This is a genomic window from Bifidobacterium jacchi, from assembly GCF_009078285.1.
Taxonomy (GTDB): domain Bacteria; phylum Actinomycetota; class Actinomycetes; order Actinomycetales; family Bifidobacteriaceae; genus Bifidobacterium; species Bifidobacterium jacchi.
The window spans coordinates 1-18,625 of sequence record NZ_RQSP01000043.1; the positions used below are offsets into that span (position 1 = coordinate 1).

Here is an 18,625-nt window from a genome sequence, read left to right on the forward strand (position 1 = left end):
GGTGAGGACGGTGGGCGATGGGCAGCGGGGTGAGGACGGTGGGCGAGGGGGAGGGTGAGTATTATCGACAGCAGACGGCACAAGCCGCCTCACAGTAGAGACGGGACAAGAATCAGACCACCTCAGAGGACGCATTGAATCGAACTGCGAAATGCCGACGACGCATTGAATCGAACCGAACCCGAATATGCCGAGATGTCTTGAACCGAATCTGGATATGCCGAAACGCATTGAATGCGACTGGCCAAGCAGTGCGCGCAGTAGTGCCGCGAGGCCGCGAGGCCCTGCTATCCAGCGTGCGTCGAGACGGGAGAGAGGCTGCTCAACGAGGCGACGCGGAGGTGGCAGCGCAAACCGCTCGGGATGATCGCATGGTGGCAGAATGTGAGTAATGGATGTGAGTAATGGATGTGAGTAGCGGAAGCGAGTGGTAGCGCTTGCAGTGGCGTCGCGAGACCTTGCTGCAAAGGCTTTGCTGCAAAGCACGCGTCACACGGCTCTTCACGTTTCGCGCACATCTCCGTACCCCCTGCGAGAATACGGGAAAGGTCGCCTGTAGTTTGCGGCTGCGGCGAACATGCACACGGTATGGTTAGGGAGCGGATATGACTGTCATCATCGTCATGTCGATCATCCTCGTTGTCATCATCGCAGTGGTGGCGTGGGCTGTCGGCACTTACAACGGTCTTGTCGCGATGCGCAATCGCGTGAGCAACGGCTGGGCGCAGATCGACGTGCAGCTCAAGCAGCGCTCCGATCTCATCCCCAACTACGTGCAGACCGTCAAAGGCTACGCCTCGCACGAGAACGAGGTGCTTACACAGGTGATTCGCGCCCGTGCCGGCGCGGTCGCCGCGGCGCACAATCCGAATGCGAACGCCGTCGAACGTGCCGCAGCCGAAAACGCGCTGTCCCGTGCGCTGTTCAATCTTCAGGCCACCGCCGAGGCATATCCGCAGCTGCAGGCCAATCAGAACTTCCTTCAGCTCCAGGCCCAGCTCACGCAGATCGAGCAGCGCATCGCCTACTCGCGTCAGTTCTACAACGACGTGGTGCTCAAGTACAACACCAAGGTGCAGACCGTGCCCAGCAACATCATCGCAGGCATGTTCAACTTCCTTCAGGCCGAGTACTTCCAGGTTGATCAGGCATCCCGCCAAGTGCCGCAGGTACGGTTCTGATGGCGGCTCCGACTCGGGAGCTGCGGTTCTGATCGAGAACCCGAGCTTCTGATAGCTCACCGAACAACCGAAAGCCGCGTACGTACCGCCGATGCACCGCCGACATCGGCACCACCGCCATCGGCACCAACACTCGGCACCGACACGGCATCGGGGGAGAAGGGGGAACCGCCATGAAATCGATGACACGTCTCATCAAGGCGCTTGTCATTGCGCTGGCGATGACGATCGGCACGTTCGGCGCGCTGACCGCCTTCATCGTCTTTGACGGTGACGCCCCGGATCTGAGCTACACGAGCCTTGACTACAACGTCACGATACAACGCGACGGCAGTCTGCGCGTCGTGCAGCAGATCGACGTGCGTCTGCGCGACCGCGGCGATGATGCCGACGCCGCATGGCACCAGCTGTTCCAGCGATACACGCTCAAGGAAAGCAACCTCACCAACATCACCGACATCGCCGTCACCAACGCCGACACCGGCCAGAAATACCACCAGGGCGAATACGCCGACCCCGGCTTCATCTCGGATGCCACATGGGACAGCGACTATGCGAACCGCTGGTACATCGGCGAAGTGCGCAACCCCGGCGGCTCCCGCGAAAGCATCGAGCCATATGATCCAGCCAGGGACGGCTACCATATTCCCGATGACGGCCTGTGGGCGGGCGGAGCCAGCAAAACGGTGGAGATCGGCTGGAACATCCCCACCACCAAGCATGCGAGCAGCATGAGGTTCACCGTCGCGATGACGCTCGAAGGCGTCTCCACCGAATATCAGGATGTGGCGGCGTTCCAATGGGAGCCGATCGCGCCCGACAACCAGACGCCAGCCGGCAGGGTCACGGGAACCGTGCGCTTCCCGAGCGGCATCAGCGCATCCAACAGCTGGGCGTGGCTGCACAATACGAATTCCTCCGAAACCAGCCGCGACGACGACGGCACCCTGCATTTCGCCGCCTACGACCTGCGCGCCGGCGACTACCTCGACCTCGTTGCCGCATGGGACAAATCCACGCTCGCGCCTCCGGACGGCTGGAGCAAGAACGACGAGCCCTGGATTCGCCACGACTCGTCCCGCGATCTGGCTTCCATCCGCGCCGACGAGGACCAGCAGGAGACCGAATGGCGCAGCAAGCAGCGCACCAGCGCGATCATCGCCATCGCGTTCTGGACGATCGTCGTCGTGCTCGCCGCCATATTCGCCGTTCTCGGCATTCTCGCCGCCATCCGCGCGTTCCGTGCGTCGCAATACCACGGCGGCATCGAATACTGGCGTGAGCCGCCCGACATGAGCCCCGCATCCGCGGCGAAAATGGCCGAGGTGATCGCGCTCGAACCGGGAAAGCTGCAATCGCGCCAGCTTACCTCCACGCTGCTGTCGCTCGCGTCGAAGGGGGCGCTCGCCATCTACCCCGGGTCGGCAAGCCTGTACAGCGGCATCGACATGAGTCGAGCGGACGACCGGCAGCTCGCCGCGATCATCGGCGCCGACTCCTCTCGGCAGAACGCAACGCTTGGCACGATGACGCTGGTTCTGCTTCCCGCCGCCCGCGAGCCCGCCTCCCGGCAGGCACTGCGCCTGAGCGCAAGCGAGGAGAACTGCCTCAAGCTCATCGAGCAGCTCAGTCAGCGCGTCGGCTCACCGGTGTTCGACCTCAGACAGGTGAAAGTCGCCTGCAAGGGCTGGAGGACCGGGTACCGGTGGATCGAGTCCTTCTCGACCGCATGCAGCAACGAGTTCGCCATGCTGGGTGCCACACGCTCCAGCGGCGGACTGGCGTCAGTGATGGGCGGGCTGCTGCTGACGCTTGGCATCGTCGGCGCGATCGTGGCGGCTGTGGTGGGCAATCTGGTGTTGAATTGGCTGATCTGCGCGCCGATCTTTGCACTTGGCATGTTCATCCTCATCTATACGGTGCGCGACGTGCTCACCGATGTCGGGCAGCGCTATGCGGGCGAAGTGCGGGGATTGTACCGGTATCTGGAGGATTTCAGCGATTTCCACGACCGTGGCGCGGCTGATCTCGCGCTGTGGGATCGCTATCTGGTGTATGCGGCAGCGTTCGGCATCTCCGACAAGGCGATGACCGAGCTGGCGAAGGCGTATCCGCAGGTCGCCGATCCGCGTTGGCTGGATGACAACGCCTCCGGTTCGCTGCTGTACTGGAACTATCGCACCTATGCGTGGCATCACGCCTATGGTTCGAGCTCGTATGGCGCAACCGGCGGCTCGTTCGGCTTCGACGCGAGCACGTTGAGCTCGAATTTCGGGGATTTGGGTGGTCAGCTCCAGTCCGGTTTCGCGGACATCACGTCGACGATCCAAAGCGCGGCGCCGTCCGGCTCGGGGGGCTCGTTCTCGGGCGGCGGCTTCGGTGGTTCGTCCGGTGGTTCCGGCGGCGGCAGTTTCGGCGGTCGCTGATCTGCCGCTGGTCGGTCGCAGCGCGGCGCCGTGCGGCTGCCGTGTGCCGCGCTGCCCCCGATCACGGGGAATATCGTGAGTCGGGGGTACTATATGAACTTAGCTTGACGATCGGTGGAATCGTCTCTGAAGATTCGTCACTTTGAGAAGTGCGTTGGCGATTCGTCACTGATCCGTACGCCGCTTGCATCATCGCAATGCGGACTTATGGATAAGCCATAATAAGCCTTATAGTGCATGTAAGGAAGAGCGAAATGCGTTCAATGAAGACGGTTAGGCATACAGAGGCTGGGCGGCTTGGTTGGTGCCGGTACGTCGTGGCGCTACTGGCGGCGCTCGCCGTGTTGATCACGGGAGCCGGCATCGGACCGCGCTCCACCTCGGCCGCCGAAAGGGCCTACAATCCGGATGCGCCGGCCGTGGAGGTGACGAGCGGCGTGACGATGGACCTCTTCCGCGACACGAACCACACGCAGCCGTTCGACCCGGCCAAAGACCAGCTCGTCGCCGGAAACTCGCTGTTCGGCCGGCTTTCGTTCAAGTTCACCGATGCGAACAAGCCCACCCTGGACAGTCCGGTCAGATCATACACATTCCCGACCGGTTCGATCACCGTGCCGGACGTGGCCGAGACCGATCTGCATGATGCGGCGGGCAATGTCGCCGGCCGATGGTGGATCAAAGATGGCAAGGCGTATGCCCGGTGGTCAGAGCAGTGGCTGAACTCGCATCCGTCCGACATCACCTCGTTCATATCGTTCTCGTTCACGCTCAACGGCGACGGCGGCCTGAATGGCAACCAGGAGAAAGTGACCTTCCCGGGAGTGGGCGACATCACCATCACCATCGACAAGACCCATGTGGAGGGCACCAAGCAGATCACCCTCGGCAACGACGGCACGGCCACCTTCTCGATCGTTTTGAAGAACCGATTCGACGTGCCCAACATGGTCGTCACCGACACGATGGGCGAGAACTTCGTGTTCGTGCCAGGCGAGTTCCAGCTCGACGGCACGAAGATCGCCGACGACAAGGTCGTGATCGAAGGGCAGAAGGCCACGATCAGCCTCGGCAACCTTGCCAAGACCGAGGCGCCCGATGGCGCCCATCAGCTCACCTACAAGGTGCGCCTGACCGATGAGGCGCGCCAGTTGATGGAGCAGGGCAAGTACCTGCCCCATGCCGGCAACAGCGCGACGTGGGGCTGGACCGGCGTCGCACAGGGCGGCTCGGCGTCCGTCAACCCGTACTTCTACGGCAACATGCTGGAGAAAAGCGACGGCGTCGGCACCAACACCGACATCACATGGACGGTCACGCTCAACAGCGGCGATCCCAAGGCCGACATGGGCGGCTACGTGTTCCGCGACGATCTGCACGGCAACCACCACTACATCGGGTCATATACGATTCGCGACGAATCCGGCGCGGTCTTCGCCACCGGCGAGCTGCCCAAGGATGCCGGCGCCACCTCGTTCAACTACACGTTCCCCGCCGATGCCGGACGTCGCAAGTTCACCATCGAATACCACACGGCATACAACGATCCGACCGTGGGCACCAAGGTCAGCAACGACGCCTATCTCAAGCCCGGCGCCCAATTTGGCGTCATCGCGCAGGACGGCGGCTCGTACACGCCGAAGAAGAACGAGATCGTCAGCAAGACCGAGGCGCGCGACTGGGATCAGCGCGACATCATCGAGTACACGATCAACGTGAACAAGAACGGTGCCGATCTGGTCGAGGGATCAAACACCATCACGCTCACCGACACGATGGACGCGGACTTCACGTTCCTTCCCGCCACGCTCAAGATCGTCAAGACCGGCACCAACGAGGTCATCATGGCCAAGGTCGAGCTTGACGACATCACCGACGCGCAGAACAATCCCGCCAAAAAACTCACGGTCGAACTGCCGGACGCCACGCCCATCACCATGACCTATGGCGTGCGTGCGATCGGTCCGGTGGGATCGCAGGTGCAGCTGACCAATCGCGCCGAGATCAGCGGCGTCGTCAACGGCGCGTCCACCACCGACACGAATTGGTTCGTATTCGAATCCAGCGCCGGCACCGCAGGCGCCGGCGGCGTGATGGCGATCACCAAGGTCGATTCCGCCAGCCTGAGCCGCAAGCTCGCCGGCGCGCAGTTCACCCTGTACGAAGTCGATATGAATCAGCTCACCGGAACCAACGTGACCGATGCACAGGTCGCCGCCGCATCGACGCAGGTGGGCCAGCAGACGACCGACGACAGCGGCGTCGCGCGATTCGGCACCAAAGCGCAGCCGTTGGAGACGAGCACGCTGTTCTACTTCACCGAGACGAAGGCGCCGACCTACACCAATGCCGATGGCAGCACGGTCGACTACGAGCTGGACACCAGCCCGCATTACTTCATGCTGGAGGGCAGCGACGGCAGCGCGTTCCGTACAGCGTTCAACCGCGCGAAGGGATTCGGCCTGCCGGTTTCCGAAGCCTCCGAATTCACCGTGCAGGACAAGGTCAAGCCCAAGCCGGTCGAGGCTTCCGTCGCATTCGGCAAGCAGTTGTCCGGTCGCGCATGGACGGCTGATGATGCGTTCGCGTTCACGCTAGCCGCCGACACCGCCGATGGGGCGAGCGAAGACGTGACCGCCGCCGAGGTCACGGCCGCGATGCCGAGCAGCACGACCGTCACCGTAAAGGGTGCGGATGGTGCCGACGGTGCCGTGTCGAAGTTCTCGTTCGGCCCGTTCACGTTCAAGAAGGCCGGCACATATGCCTACACGGTTCGGGAGAACGGCTCCGGCATCGACGGCGTGAACGGCATGACGACCGACATGACCGTTGCGAAGGTGACGTTCACCGTCACCCAGCAGTTCGGCGAACTCAGTGTGAAGACCGAGGTCACCGGACTGAAGGACGATCATGGCGTGCCGACGTTCGTCAACACGTACAAGCCCACGCCAGTGTCGGTCAGCGATGCCATCAAGGTGCGCAAGAATCTGAGCGGACGCGACTGGAAGCCCACTGATTCGTTCGAATTCCGCCTCGCGCCGGACTCAACGACGCCGACCGCGCCGCTTCCGGAGGGAACCACAGGCCAATACGCGTCGGTGACGGTCAGCGATGCCAACGAGTACGCCTTCGGCGAGATCACCTACACCAAGGCCGGCGTCTACCATTACGATCTGTACGAGCACACGCCGACCGGGAGCGACGGCAAGGACGCCATCCCCGGCATCGACTACTCCAACGCGCTGTATGACGTGACGGTGACCGTCGACGACAACGGCAAGGGGCAGCTGATCATCGACCAGAAAACCGGCGTGATCATCACAAAGAAGGTGGACGACAAGAACGTCGCCATGACCGGCAGTCGGGCGCGCGTCGCCGTGACCGGAGGCGTCGCCGAGTTCACCAACACCTACAGCGCCGGCGACATCAGCTTCGGGCTGCTCGTCACCAAGCGATACACCGACGAAAGCGGTGCCAAGCCGCTGACCGACGGCATGTTCTCGTTCACGCTTGCCCGCCACGAGTCGTCTCCGGACGCGCCGCTGCCAGCAAGCGCCACGGACGGCAAGGTCGTCGCCCAAGTGGCCACGGACGGCACCGTGTCGTTCCCGGCGATCACCTACACCAGCGCGCACGATGCCGACAAGACGTACGAGTACACGTTGAAGGAAAACGTGCCCGCCGGCGCCACGACCAGCGCGGACGGCAAGACCGCCACGCTCAACGGCATGACCTACGATCTGACCGAATACCGGATCCGAATCAGCATCGGCACCACAGTGGATGCCGACGGCACCGCCGTGCTCAAGCAGTCGCTGACCGTGCTCGACGCGCAGGGCAATCCGGTGGACCCGAACAAAGACCCCGGCAAACTGGATGAGAACGGACGCCCGACATTCACCAACCGGTACGCGCCGAAGCCGACCGAGGCGGCGATCGCCGGTCGCAAGACGCTCACCGGCCGTGACATGGCCGACGGCGAGCAGTTCACGTTCCAGCTTGCCGCAGCTGGGGACGATACCGATGCAGCCAAGGCCACGCGCGCCGGATTGGCCGACGACAGCATCGTGTTCGGCACCGACACCGCCGCCACCACGATGAGCCAGACCGTGACCGATGCGAAGGACAGCGTGGCCAAAGGCTTCACATTCGACCGTATCCACTTCACCAAGCCCGGTAGCTACAAGTTCAAGGTGAGCGAGACCGGCGACGTGAAGACCGGCACCACGAAGGACGAGCACGTCTCGTATGCGACGGTGACGGTGAAAGACAACGGTGACGGCACGCTCGCCGTGGACAAGATCACATACGACAACACCGCGGCGCCGACCGACGGCGACAAGGCGGCGGGCGACGCGGCCGCGTTCACCAACACGTATGCGCCCAGGGGCAGCGTGTTCTTCCTGCTGCACAAGACGATCACCGCGCAAAGCGGCATCACCGCGCCGAAGCTGACCGCAGGCCAGTTCAGCTTCGCGCTGTACGCGGGCGGCGGTGACGGCGGCGACGGCGGCAACGTGACCGGCACGCCGCTGCAGACCAAGAAGAACATCGCTCCGGAAGGCGGGGCGGCGTTCGGCAACATCACATTCGACAGGATCAGCTACACGCCGGCCGCGCTCAACGACGCCGTGACGCAGAGGTACGCCACCTACGATGCGGCCGCGCGGACGTGGAAGGTCACCTACACGGTGGTCGAACTCGGACCCGACGGCAAGCCGGCGACGGAATCGACCCGCAATGGCGACTTCTTCTATGACACGCAGGCGCGCACCGTCACCGTGACCGTTCATGATCGCGGCGACGGCGTGCTGCAGACCAGCTACGCGATCAGCGTGCCCGGCGGGGCCGCCGTGCCCGGTGGGGATGGCGAACCCGGCGGTGGTGCTGTGACCGGTGGGGAGGCTGCGCCCGGCGATGCCCGTGCGGTTGACCTGACTGCGGCGGATACGTTCCGCAACATGTATCTGCCCGGCGTGGCCGCGCTACCGATGACCGGCGGACTCGGCACCGCGCGCACATGGGCGCTCGCCGGTGGCGCGCTGGTCGTGGCATCGGGGATTGCGCTGGCGCTGATCGATCGCCGCCGCCGTCTCGTGTGACGCTGCGTGCGGCACCGCGACATGGCGTGCGACACGGCGTTGCCGGTCACGTGGCGCGGGTTTGGTCACAGGGAGCGCCCCGCTCCCTGTGACTGGGTGTTAAAAACGTTGATATTTCAAGGGTTTCGCGAGTCGGTCACAGGGTGCGCCCCGCTCCCTGTGACCAAACCCGCTCCCTGTGACCGGCGCAGCGCATTCGGTCCCGGCATTCGGTTCTGTCTATGAACCGCTATCGAACCGCATGATTCCAACGTTTTGCGCGCATGCGACCGATTCGCGTCGCAGTGCGCGTCGTGACAGACTGGAATCATGACTTCAGACCTTGTGCATCATGGCGAATCCTTCGACGACACCCCGCTCGGCTTCGCAACGAAATCCATCCATCTGGGCAATGGCGTCGATGCCGAAACCGGCGCGATCCGCCGTCCGATCACCCTCGCCAACGCCTACGCGCTGCCCTACGATCCGTCCGACATCAACTGGTCCAGCTCCGACGTGAACCTGTACACGCGCAACGGGCACCCGAATCAGCGCTATCTTGAAGCAAAACTCGCCAATCTGGAAGGCACCGAGGATGCGGTCGTCCTTGCATCCGGCGTCGCCGCGCTATCCGGTACGTTCACCACCCTGCTCGGCCGCGGCGACCATGCGGTGTTCTCCGACACCACCTACATCGCCGCATACCGGCTGCTGGAACAGATCCTGCCCGAAAAATACGGCATCGAAACCAGCATCGTCGACTCGTCCGACCCAGCCAACATCGCCAATGCGATTCGGCCGAACACCAAACTCGTGCATATCGAAACCCCGGCCAACCCCACCCTCAAGGTGACCGACATCGCCGCGGCCGCGCGCATCGCGCACGAAGCCGGCGCGCTGCTGAGCGTCGACAACACGTTCAGCTCGCCGTTCAACGTGCGCCCGGTGGATTTCGGCGCGGACATCGTCATCGAAAGCCTGACGAAATACATCAACGGGCATGGCGACGCGCTCGGCGGCGTGATCGCCACGCGCAAGGAGCTCACCGACAGGATCCGGTACACGTATCAGGTGAACTACGGCGGCATCATCTCGCCGTTCAACGCGTGGCTCATCAACCGTGGTTCGGTCACGCTGCCGTTGCGCATGCGGCAGCACAATGCGTCGGCGCAGGCGGTGGCCGAGCATCTCGAATCGCTGCCGCAGGTGCGATTCGTCGCGTACCCGGGACTCGCGTCGCACCCGCATCATGATGCGGCGGTCCGTCAGCTTGCCCGCAAGGATGCCGGATTCGGCGGCGTGCTCGCATTCGGATTGGACACTGATCATGACGGACACAACCGGTTCGTCTCCAAGCTCAACGTGATCACGTCAGCCGTCTCGCTCGGCCACGACGAATCGCTGATCGTGTTCCTCGGCGAGGATGACGAGCGGCAGTACCTGTATCCGTCCGAATTCCACCGCGGATTCTTCCGCCTGGCGATCGGACTGGAGGACACGGACGATCTCATCCGCGACATCGACCATGCCCTCGCCGAAGCCGGCCTCTGACCGGGGCTGAGGGGCGGCCAGCCGAATCTCAGCCGACCAAGCCGGCCAAGCCTACTCAGGAATCAGCCGATCAAGCCGACCAAACCGACTCAGAAATCCCAATCGTCGTCGTCGGTCTCCTCGGCCTTGCCCATCACATACGATGAGCCGGAACCGGAGAAGAAATCGTGGTTCTCGTCCGCGTTCGGTGAGAGCGCGGCGAGAATCGCCGGATTCACATCGCATGCGTCCGCGGGGAACAGCGCCGGGTAGCCGAGGTTCATCAGCGCCTTGTTGCCGTTGTAGCGCAGGAACTTCTCCACATCGTCGGTCAGACCCACGCGATCGTACAACGACTGCGTGTACTCCACCTCGTTGTCGTACAGCTCGTTGAGCAGATCGTACGTGTAGTCCTGCATGTCCTCGCGCTCGGTCTCGCTCAGCTCGGCGATGCCCTTCTGATACTTGTAGCCGATGTAGTAGCCGTGCACGGCCTCGTCGCGGATGATCAGGCGGATCACATCGGCCGTGTTGGTCAGCTGCGCGTGCGCGGAGAAGTACATCGGCAGGTAGAAGCCGGAGTAGAACAGGAACGATTCGAGCAGCGTCGAGGCAACCTTGCGCTTGTACGGATTGTCGCCCTCGTAGTAGTCGAGCACGATCTCGGCTTTCTTCTGCAGGAACTCGTTCTGCTCGCTCCAGTCGAATGCGGCGTCGATCTGCTCGGTGGAGCACAGCGTCGAGAAAATCGACGAATATGATTTCGCGTGCACCGATTCCATGAATGCGATGTTCGTGTACACGGCCTCCTCGTGCGGGGTGAGCGCGTCGGGAATCAGCGACACGGCACCGACCGTGCCCTGGATGGTGTCGAGCAGCGTCAGGCCGGTGAACACGTGCATGGTGAGCGTGTGCTCATCCTCGCTCATCGACTGCCAGCTGGGGATGTCGTTCGAGACGGGGATCTTTTCGGGCAGCCAGAAGTTGCCGGTGAGGCGATCCCATACTTCGAGATCCTTCTCATCTTCGAGCTTGTTCCAGTTGATCGCGGAGACGCGGTCGATGAGCTTGAGCGGTTTGCGCGGAATGGAGATCGGTGCCATGATGCGGTTTCCTTTGGCTTGGTTTGCTGGGTTGGCTTGCTGGGTTGCTATTGTATGCTGCTTATTCTTCGCTGTGATTGCTGACGTTGTGGTCGCGGTCGGCGCATTCCTCTGGTGCGGTGAGGCGCAGGATCATGCGGTAGATGGTTTTCGACATGCGATCTCCTTTGGCTTGTAGGGGAGGGGCTTCACGGGTGAGGACGCTCCGTCACGGGTGAGGATTGGCATGATGTGTGCGGTATCAAGGCGTGGCGGGCGAAGGCGTACGAAAGGTACGTCGAGCTCGCCACAACGCAGATAACGCTCCATCATATTGTGCATTGTCACGGGTGAGGATTGGCATGATGCGTGCGGCCTCGAGGCGCACCGAGGGAAGGCGTACGAAGGTACGTCGACCGAGGGGCAACGACGAGGACGCTCCATCATGCCAATCCTCACAGCATGCAGGAGACGCAGCCGGCCACTTCCGTCCCCTCCAGTGCCTGCTGCCGGATGCGGATGTAGTACAGGGTTTTGATGCCTTTGCGCCAGGCGTAGATCTGTGCTTTGTTGACGTCGCGGGTGGTGGCGGTGTCGGGGAAGAAGAGGGTGAGGGACAGTCCCTGATCGACGTGCTGGGTGGCTTCCGCGTAGGTGTCGACGATGGCCTGCCAGCCGATTTCGTAGGCGTCCTTGAAATAGTCGAGATTCTCGTTGGTCATGTACGGCGCGGGGTAGTACATGCGGCCGATCTTGCCTTCCTTGCGGATTTCGATTTTGGAGGCGATCGGGTGAATCGACGACGTGCTGTGGTTGATGTACGAAATCGAACCGGTGGGTGGCACGGCCTGCAGATTCTGGTTGTAGATGCCGTCGCGCAGAATCTCGTCGCGCAGTGCGGCCCAATCGGCAACGGTCGGGATCGCGATGCCGAATCGTGCGAACAGGTCGCGTATGCGGGCGGTGCGCGGCTCCAGCGAGCGGCGGCCGTCGGTGTACTTGTCGAAGTAGTTGCCGCTGCCGGCCGGTTTCGCGTAGGCGGACCGTTCGAATCCGACGAATGCGCGGCCGCGTGCGACGGCGAGGTCATGCGATGCGCGGTAGGCGTGGTAGGCGACGGTCATGAAGTACATGTCGGTGAAGTCGAGCGCCTCGTCGGAGCCGTACATGATGCCTTCGCGCGCGAGGAATCCGTGCAGGTTCATCTGGCCGAGGCCGATCGCGTGGCCTTCGTCGTTGGCGCGGCGGATTGAGGGCACGGCGTTGATCGACGTGTGTTCGGCGACTGCGGTGAGCGCGTGGATTGCGGTTTCCACGGTGTCGGAGAGACCGCCGTCCATTGCCTTGGCGATGTTGAGCGAGCCGAGGTTGCAGGAGATGTCGCGGCCGACGTGCGCGTAGGTGAGGTCTTCGTTGAATGCGCTCGGCTCCTGCACTTGCAGGATTTCGGAGCACAGGTTCGACATGGTGATGCGGCCGTCGATCGGATTGGCGCGGTTGACGGTGTCCTCGAACACGATGTATGGGTAGCCGGATTCGAATTGGAGTTCGGCGAGGGTGGTGAAGAACTTGCGCGCGTCGATGTAGGTTTTCTTGATGCGATCGTCGGCGACCATCTCGTCGTAGTTGTCGCTGATCGAGATGTCGGCGAACGGCTTGCCGTAGACGCGTTCCACGTCGTAGGGGCTGAACAGGGCCATCGGCGCTTTGCGCTTGGCGAGTTCGAACGTGATGTCGGGTACGACGACACCGAGGGCGAGCGATTTGATGCGGATTTTCTCGTCGGCATTTTCGCGCTTGGTGTCGAGGAAGCGCATGATGTCGGGGTGGTGGGCGTTGAGGTAGACCGCGCCGGCGCCTTGGCGCGCGCCGAGCTGGTTGGCGTACGAGAACGAGTCCTCAAGCAGTTTCATGACGGGCACGACGCCGCTGGACTGGTTTTCGATGTGTTTGATCGGCGCGCCGAGCTCGCGCAGGTTGCTCAGCAGCAGTGCCACGCCACCGCCTCGCTTGGAGAGCTGCAATGCGGCGTTGATGCCGCGCGAGATCGACTCCATGTTGTCTTCGATGCGCACGAGGAAGCAGCTGACCGGCTCGCCGCGCTGCGCTTTGCCGAGGTTGAGGAACGTCGGCGTGGCGGGCTGGAAGCGGCCGGCGATCATCTCGTCAAGGTATCGGGTGGCGGCGGTTTCGTCGCCGCGCGCCAGATCGAGTGCGACCGCGGCGCAGCGCTGCGGGAAGTCTTCGAGGTACTGCTTGCCGTCGAAGGTTTTGAGCGCGTAGGAGCGGAAGAATTTGAACGCGCCGAGGAACGTTTCGAATTCGTAGCCGCTGGCGGCGGCGTGCGCGTAGAACGCGTCGAGGAATTCGGGGGCGTAGCGCTCGAAGACGCTGCCGTCGTAGTACTGGTGGTCGATCAGGTAGTCGAGGCGCGCTGCGGTCGACTCGAATCGCATGGTGTTCGGTTCGATTTCGGTGGCCACGTAGGCGCGCTCGGCTTCCTTGTCCTTGTCGAATTGGATGCGATGCTGCGCGTCGTACAGGTTGAGCATCGCGTTGAGCGCATGGTAGTCGGTGGTCGGATCGTAGGTCGTGGTCATGGGTCTCTTTCTGCTGGCTGGCTGCGGATGGCTAGCTGACTGGCTGTGCTGCGAATGCTGGTCGATTGCGAATGCTGGTGCGGTGTCGCTACTTGGCGAAGAAGCGCACGAGTCCGTCGCGCACCTTGCGGGTGTCTTCGCGGGTGCCCATCAGCTCGAAACGGTAGAGGTAGGGTACGCGGCATTTTGCGGCGATCATGTCGCCGGCGGCGCCGTATGCGGTACCGAAGTTGGTGTTGCCGGAGGCGATCACGCCGCGTATCCACGCCCGGTTCGCAGGTCGGTTGAGGAACCGCTTGACCTGCGGCGGGATGGCTTTTTTCGCGTCGCCGCCGCCGTAGGTGGGCACCATGATGACGTACGGTTCACGCACGTTGAGCATCGGCGCGTTGGGTTTGAGCGGGATGCGATACACGTTGATGCCCGCCGCGGGCAGGTTGAGCCCGGCGACGAATCGCGCGGTGTTTTCGGATGCCGACGAAAAGTAGACGAGTGCGCCGATCGCGGTGCCGCCCGCCGCCGGTGCTTCGGGTGTGCTGGGCTGGCTGTCGTCGCTGCTCGGCATGACGCTGGCGTGCATCGGTACGGGTGCGCTGCGGCGGGCCGGTGCCGCCGACGCGGGCGACGCGGCCGGAGCGACCCCGGTCAGCGCTGCCAGATCGGCACCGCCGGCACCCGCGTCGACGTTCGGCGTCGCGCTCATGCGGCGACGGCTGCGGTCGGGGCGGATGCGGTCTGTGCGGTGGTCTGCGCGGCGGCCTGCGCAGTGGCGGCGAGCGCGCGGATCAGATCAGGGCGGTAGCCGCTCCACGAATTGTCGGGTGTGATGACGACCGGGGCCTGCTTGAATCCGGCCTGCTGCAGCTGTTCGAGCGTGGAGGGGTTGTCCGCGAGATCGACGGTCTCGTAGGGCACGCCCAGCTTGTCGAGCTGACGCTTGGTGGCGTTGCATTGCGGGCAGTGCGGCTTGGTGAACACGGTTACGGTCATGGCGGTTCCTCTTCGCTTGTTGTGCCGGTTGGCTTGTTGTGCCGGTTGCGGCGTGGCTGATTGGCGCGTCGCCGACGCTTGCTGCTGGTGCTGTCGGCGTGAGGTGCTCAGGTCAGATTACATGGTTGTGGTTTGATGTCAATTCACTATAACTAGTGGCGTGTCGTGTAGTGCGTTACTGGATGTAGTGATTCGTTGGTTTTTGCGGCGTGTTGCGAATCGGGTGCGTTCGCGATGCCGACGCAGTGTGTCGAGACTCACATTTCGCGACTCGTGCCGGTGGCGTTCGGCGGATGGCTGGCTGTGCGATCTCACAGGAACATGTCACAGGAACATGGCCATATAGAGCGGCATGACATCGACGCGCTCGCCGATCGCCCCCATGTTGCCACTGGAGAGCTTGATGCCATGCTCCACGCCATGGTTCTCGATCATCGATTGCATGGACTTCGCCTTTCGGTTCGCGGACGACTTGACCTCGATGGCTGTTGCCATGTCGTGGTAGCGGATGAGGAAGTCCATCTCCAGTCGGGAGTCCTTCTCGTAGTAGTACAGGCGGTGTCCGTTTTTGGCGAGCATGTCGCCGATGATGTTCTCGTATATGGCACCTTTGTATATGCCCAGATCGTTGTTGAGAATGTCTCGTTGCGCGCCATCCTCCAGCATCGCGATCAGCAGGCCGGTGTCGCGCATATACACTTTGAACTTTCTGTCGTCGGCATTGCCTTCGAATGGAAGCTGGGGTGTTTCCAGGCAATGGCAGAAGTTGATGATTCCCGCGTCATACAGCCATTGCAGGCTTCCGGCGTATTTTCTCGCCCCGGCCTTTTTCTCGACCACGGCGTAACTGAACTTCTTCCTATCGCGCGCAAGCTGCCGGGGGATGGACAGGAAGCACGCGCGTGCCTTGGCCTTTTCGGTGCCCTCGGCATATTTGGCGATGTCGTCCTCGTAGTCGGCGAGGATGCCGCGTTGCTCGTTCAGCACCTGCTGGTAGTCCCGCGTCTGCACAAACGACCGCACGGCGCTCGGCATGCCTCCGATCACGATGTACTGGCGGAAATACCTCATCATCTGCTCGTGGATCGTGTCGTCCACTTTGACACGACGGTCGAAGAACCCCCTGACGTATTGGATCATCTCCTCATTCACGCCGATGGCCCACAGGAATTCCTCAAAATCCAGTGAATGCATGGTGATGCGTTCAGTGTATCCCACGGGATATGAGGAAACGTCCTTGTAGTTGATGCCCAGCAGCGATCCGGATGCAATGACGTCGTATCGGCCATCCATGGTCAGGAACTTGAGTGCGACCCGCGCGTTGGGGCAGCTTTGGATTTCGTCGAGGAACAACAGTGTCTCTCCTGGAATGAAGACGCTTCCCGGCTTGGCGAACTTTATCCGAGCCACGATGTGATCAACGTCGTTGTCCCCGTCGAATATGTCTCGAAGACTGGATTGCTGCTCGAAATTCAGACTGACGTAGTGTTTGTAGTGCTGCTCTGCAAATCGATCCACGATGTATGTCTTGCCGACCTGTCTGGCTCCCTGCAGGAGCAGGCTTTTCTTCGTCGGTTTGGTTTTCCATGCGATCAGACGCTGCGTGATCTTGCGGTTCAGCATGGTTTCGCCTCCATTGGTATTGGTCCAGCGGTGTTCGTGCTGCGGCGCGTGTGCGCCGGCTGCTTTTGGATGCCTTTGATTGCTATGGTATATCAAGAATGCAGCTTTTCTGCGCATAAAAGTTGCATATCTTGCAACTTTTATGCGCGAAAAAGTTGCATGGTGTGCAACTTTTCTGCGCGAATGTGGGTTGTGGGGTGATGAGCGGGAAGTGGGTCTTGGACGCGTTGTGGGATGATTGGGCGGACACCCCGGGGCGCGAGGTTGCGGAACGCCGGCCGGCAGGTTTACGAGTATTGCGGTCTTTGACACCAGGACCGGTGCAAGTGCCGACGCGGACATCCCGTACACCGACGATAGTTCCGCCGCCTCCCAGACGGCCGCCGGGCAAGCTGCCTCGCAGCGTTTCTGCGCACAGTGCGGCGCGCGACTCGGTGACGGTGCCACGCGATTCTGCCCGAACTGCGGAGCGCGGCTGTAACGGATCGGTGCGCTCGTCGTTGCGCCGACGCACATCCGTTCACGCGGACCGCGATCCACGCCGCGGCACACTACAATAGGTGGCGGAATCCCAGCCGCGAATCGTGTGCAGAATCGTGCTCATTGCGAATCGTGTGCATTGCAAACGCGGCGCGCTGCACCAGCACAAAGGAGAACACTATGCTGCATCGCAATCTCGGACCATACGATACGACCGCCGTCGGCCACGGCGAAATGCCGTTGACCATCGAAAACAACCGCGGTCACGATGTCGGCATCGAGACGCTGCACGCCTCGCTCGATGCGGGCTGCCGCCACATCGACACCGCCTGGGCGTACTACACGCCCGGCGAGGAGGAGCAGGCCGGCGAGAAGCTCACGCGCGAGGCGCTGGAGACCTGGAAGGGACCGCGCGAGGAGGTCACCGTCGCCACCAAGATCGGTCTGCGCCGAGTCTGGGGTGAGCATGGCGAGCCGCTGTGGCCGCGCGACGGAAAGCCCGAGCATCTCATCAAGTACGGCAAGCAGTCCGCGATGGCGCTGGGTGTCGACACCATCGACCTGCTCTATCTGCACCGTCACGACCCTGAAGTGCCGTACAACGAGTCGATCGAGGCGCTCAAGCAGCTGGTCGACGAAGGCGTGGCCCGCGTGGCCGGTGTTTCCAACGCGTCGATCGAGCAGATCGACATCGCGCGCGGCATTCTGGGCGACAAGCTCGTCGCCGTGCAGAACCAGTATTCGCCGATCCACCTCGACACGCAGGACACGCTCGACTACTGCGCCAAGCTGGGTCTTGCGTTCGTGTGCTGGAGCCCGCTCGGCGGCTACCGCCACCCGTACGACGAGTCCAAGTTCGACCCGTTCCGCGAGGTCGCCGCGGCCCACGGCGTCAGCTACCAGCAGGTCGTGCTCGCGTGGGAGCTCGCCAAGGACGATCACATGTTCGTCATCCCCGGCGCGCACCGCCCCGAAACCATCCTCGACAGCCTCAAGGCCGGCGAGCTGGAGCTGAGCGACGAGGAGCTGGCCAAGCTCGGCTGATTGCTCGGCTGATTGCCCGGCTGATCATTCGGCATCCGGCAGCCGCCGGCAGCAGCGAGCCTAACAGCGAGCCAAACGCGGCAATTCGCGCGCGGCAATTCGCATAAGTATGGAAAAATGTCGTCGTGCGCATTATTATCTAGCAAAAAATGCGCGCCACGACATTTTTCCATAGTTAACGATGATTGGTGATTGGTGGCGGTGTGATGGTCGGTTGATCGCGGTGGTCGGTTGGTTGCGGGCAGCAGACGGCGGACAGTGGCGGACAGTGGTAGGTTGACGTTCGTGTGTTTCATCGACCGCGTACGAACTGGAGCATTCCGCGCATGTGGGGGCTTGTCTCGCTTGCATGTGCATCGGCTTTGCTTTGTCATCGGCTATGTTCCCTGCGAATAGTTCCGTTGTCTCCGTGGTCTGCTTCACGGCAACGGTTCGATACGGGGCTTACGCTCAGCAGCACCGTTCGGCGTCAGCTCGGCAACAGATTTGCGCAAGGATTTCCGGAAAGGGTGTAGCGTGCAGCTGTAGCGTGCACACAGCTGTAGCGTGCAGCCACGCGATGAAAAAATGGGGCTTTTTGTCGTTGCG

General features: G+C 62.3%; 10 protein-coding genes. 5 read left to right on the forward strand and 5 right to left on the reverse strand.

The features are described from left to right. Positions 1–623: 623 nt before the first annotated feature. The 4 genes from EHS19_RS09030 (at position 624) to EHS19_RS09045 (ending at position 10,239) form a co-directional block, all read left to right on the forward strand. On the forward strand, positions 624–1,181 hold the full coding sequence (locus tag EHS19_RS09030; protein WP_421745538.1) for a LemA family protein: 558 nt from the start codon (positions 624–626) through the stop codon (positions 1,179–1,181). Between the two features lie 173 nt (positions 1,182–1,354). Continuing rightward, entirely contained in the window at positions 1,355–3,607 is a 2,253-nt protein-coding gene (locus EHS19_RS09035) for a DUF2207 domain-containing protein (protein ID WP_151917429.1), read from the forward strand. A 317-nt stretch (positions 3,608–3,924) separates the two neighbouring features. After that, positions 3,925–8,709 carry a Spy0128 family protein gene (locus EHS19_RS09040; RefSeq protein ID WP_175578398.1) on the forward strand — a complete coding sequence of 1,595 codons (4,785 nt, stop codon included), beginning with the start codon at positions 3,925–3,927 and terminating at the stop codon, positions 8,707–8,709. 309 nt (positions 8,710–9,018) lie between these two features. Continuing rightward, positions 9,019–10,239: a trans-sulfuration enzyme family protein gene (locus EHS19_RS09045; protein WP_151917431.1), complete on the forward strand. Its 1,221-nt coding sequence runs from the start codon at positions 9,019–9,021 to the stop codon at positions 10,237–10,239. Positions 10,240–10,328: 89 nt separating this feature from the next. On the opposite strand, the gene nrdF is transcribed toward EHS19_RS09045, so the two are convergent. The 5 genes from nrdF to EHS19_RS09070 form a co-directional block, all read right to left on the reverse strand. Next, positions 10,329–11,321 (reverse strand): class 1b ribonucleoside-diphosphate reductase subunit beta, encoded by a 993-nt coding sequence (gene nrdF / locus EHS19_RS09050; protein ID WP_151917432.1) that lies wholly within the window; start codon positions 11,319–11,321, stop codon positions 10,329–10,331. Positions 11,322–11,755: 434 nt separating this feature from the next. Beyond that, positions 11,756–13,900 (reverse strand): class 1b ribonucleoside-diphosphate reductase subunit alpha, encoded by a 2,145-nt coding sequence (gene nrdE, locus EHS19_RS09055; RefSeq protein WP_151917433.1) that lies wholly within the window; start codon positions 13,898–13,900, stop codon positions 11,756–11,758. 88 nt (positions 13,901–13,988) lie between these two features. Next, positions 13,989–14,465, reverse strand: a complete 477-nt coding sequence (gene nrdI / locus EHS19_RS09060; protein ID WP_151917437.1) for a class Ib ribonucleoside-diphosphate reductase assembly flavoprotein NrdI — start codon at positions 14,463–14,465, stop codon at positions 13,989–13,991. Between the two features lie 134 nt (positions 14,466–14,599). Beyond that, positions 14,600–14,890 (reverse strand): glutaredoxin family protein, encoded by a 291-nt coding sequence (locus EHS19_RS09065; protein WP_151917434.1) that lies wholly within the window; start codon positions 14,888–14,890, stop codon positions 14,600–14,602. A 324-nt stretch (positions 14,891–15,214) separates the two neighbouring features. Further along, complete coding sequence (locus EHS19_RS09070; protein WP_175578399.1) at positions 15,215–16,513, reverse strand: ATP-binding protein; 1,299 nt, start codon at positions 16,511–16,513, stop codon at positions 15,215–15,217. A gap of 660 nt (positions 16,514–17,173) precedes the next feature. Here EHS19_RS09070 and EHS19_RS09075 point away from each other — a divergent pair. Beyond that, a complete protein-coding gene (locus EHS19_RS09075) occupies positions 17,174–18,037 on the forward strand; it encodes an aldo/keto reductase (RefSeq protein WP_151917436.1) in 864 nt (287 codons plus the stop codon). Positions 18,038–18,625: the final 588 nt, after the last annotated feature.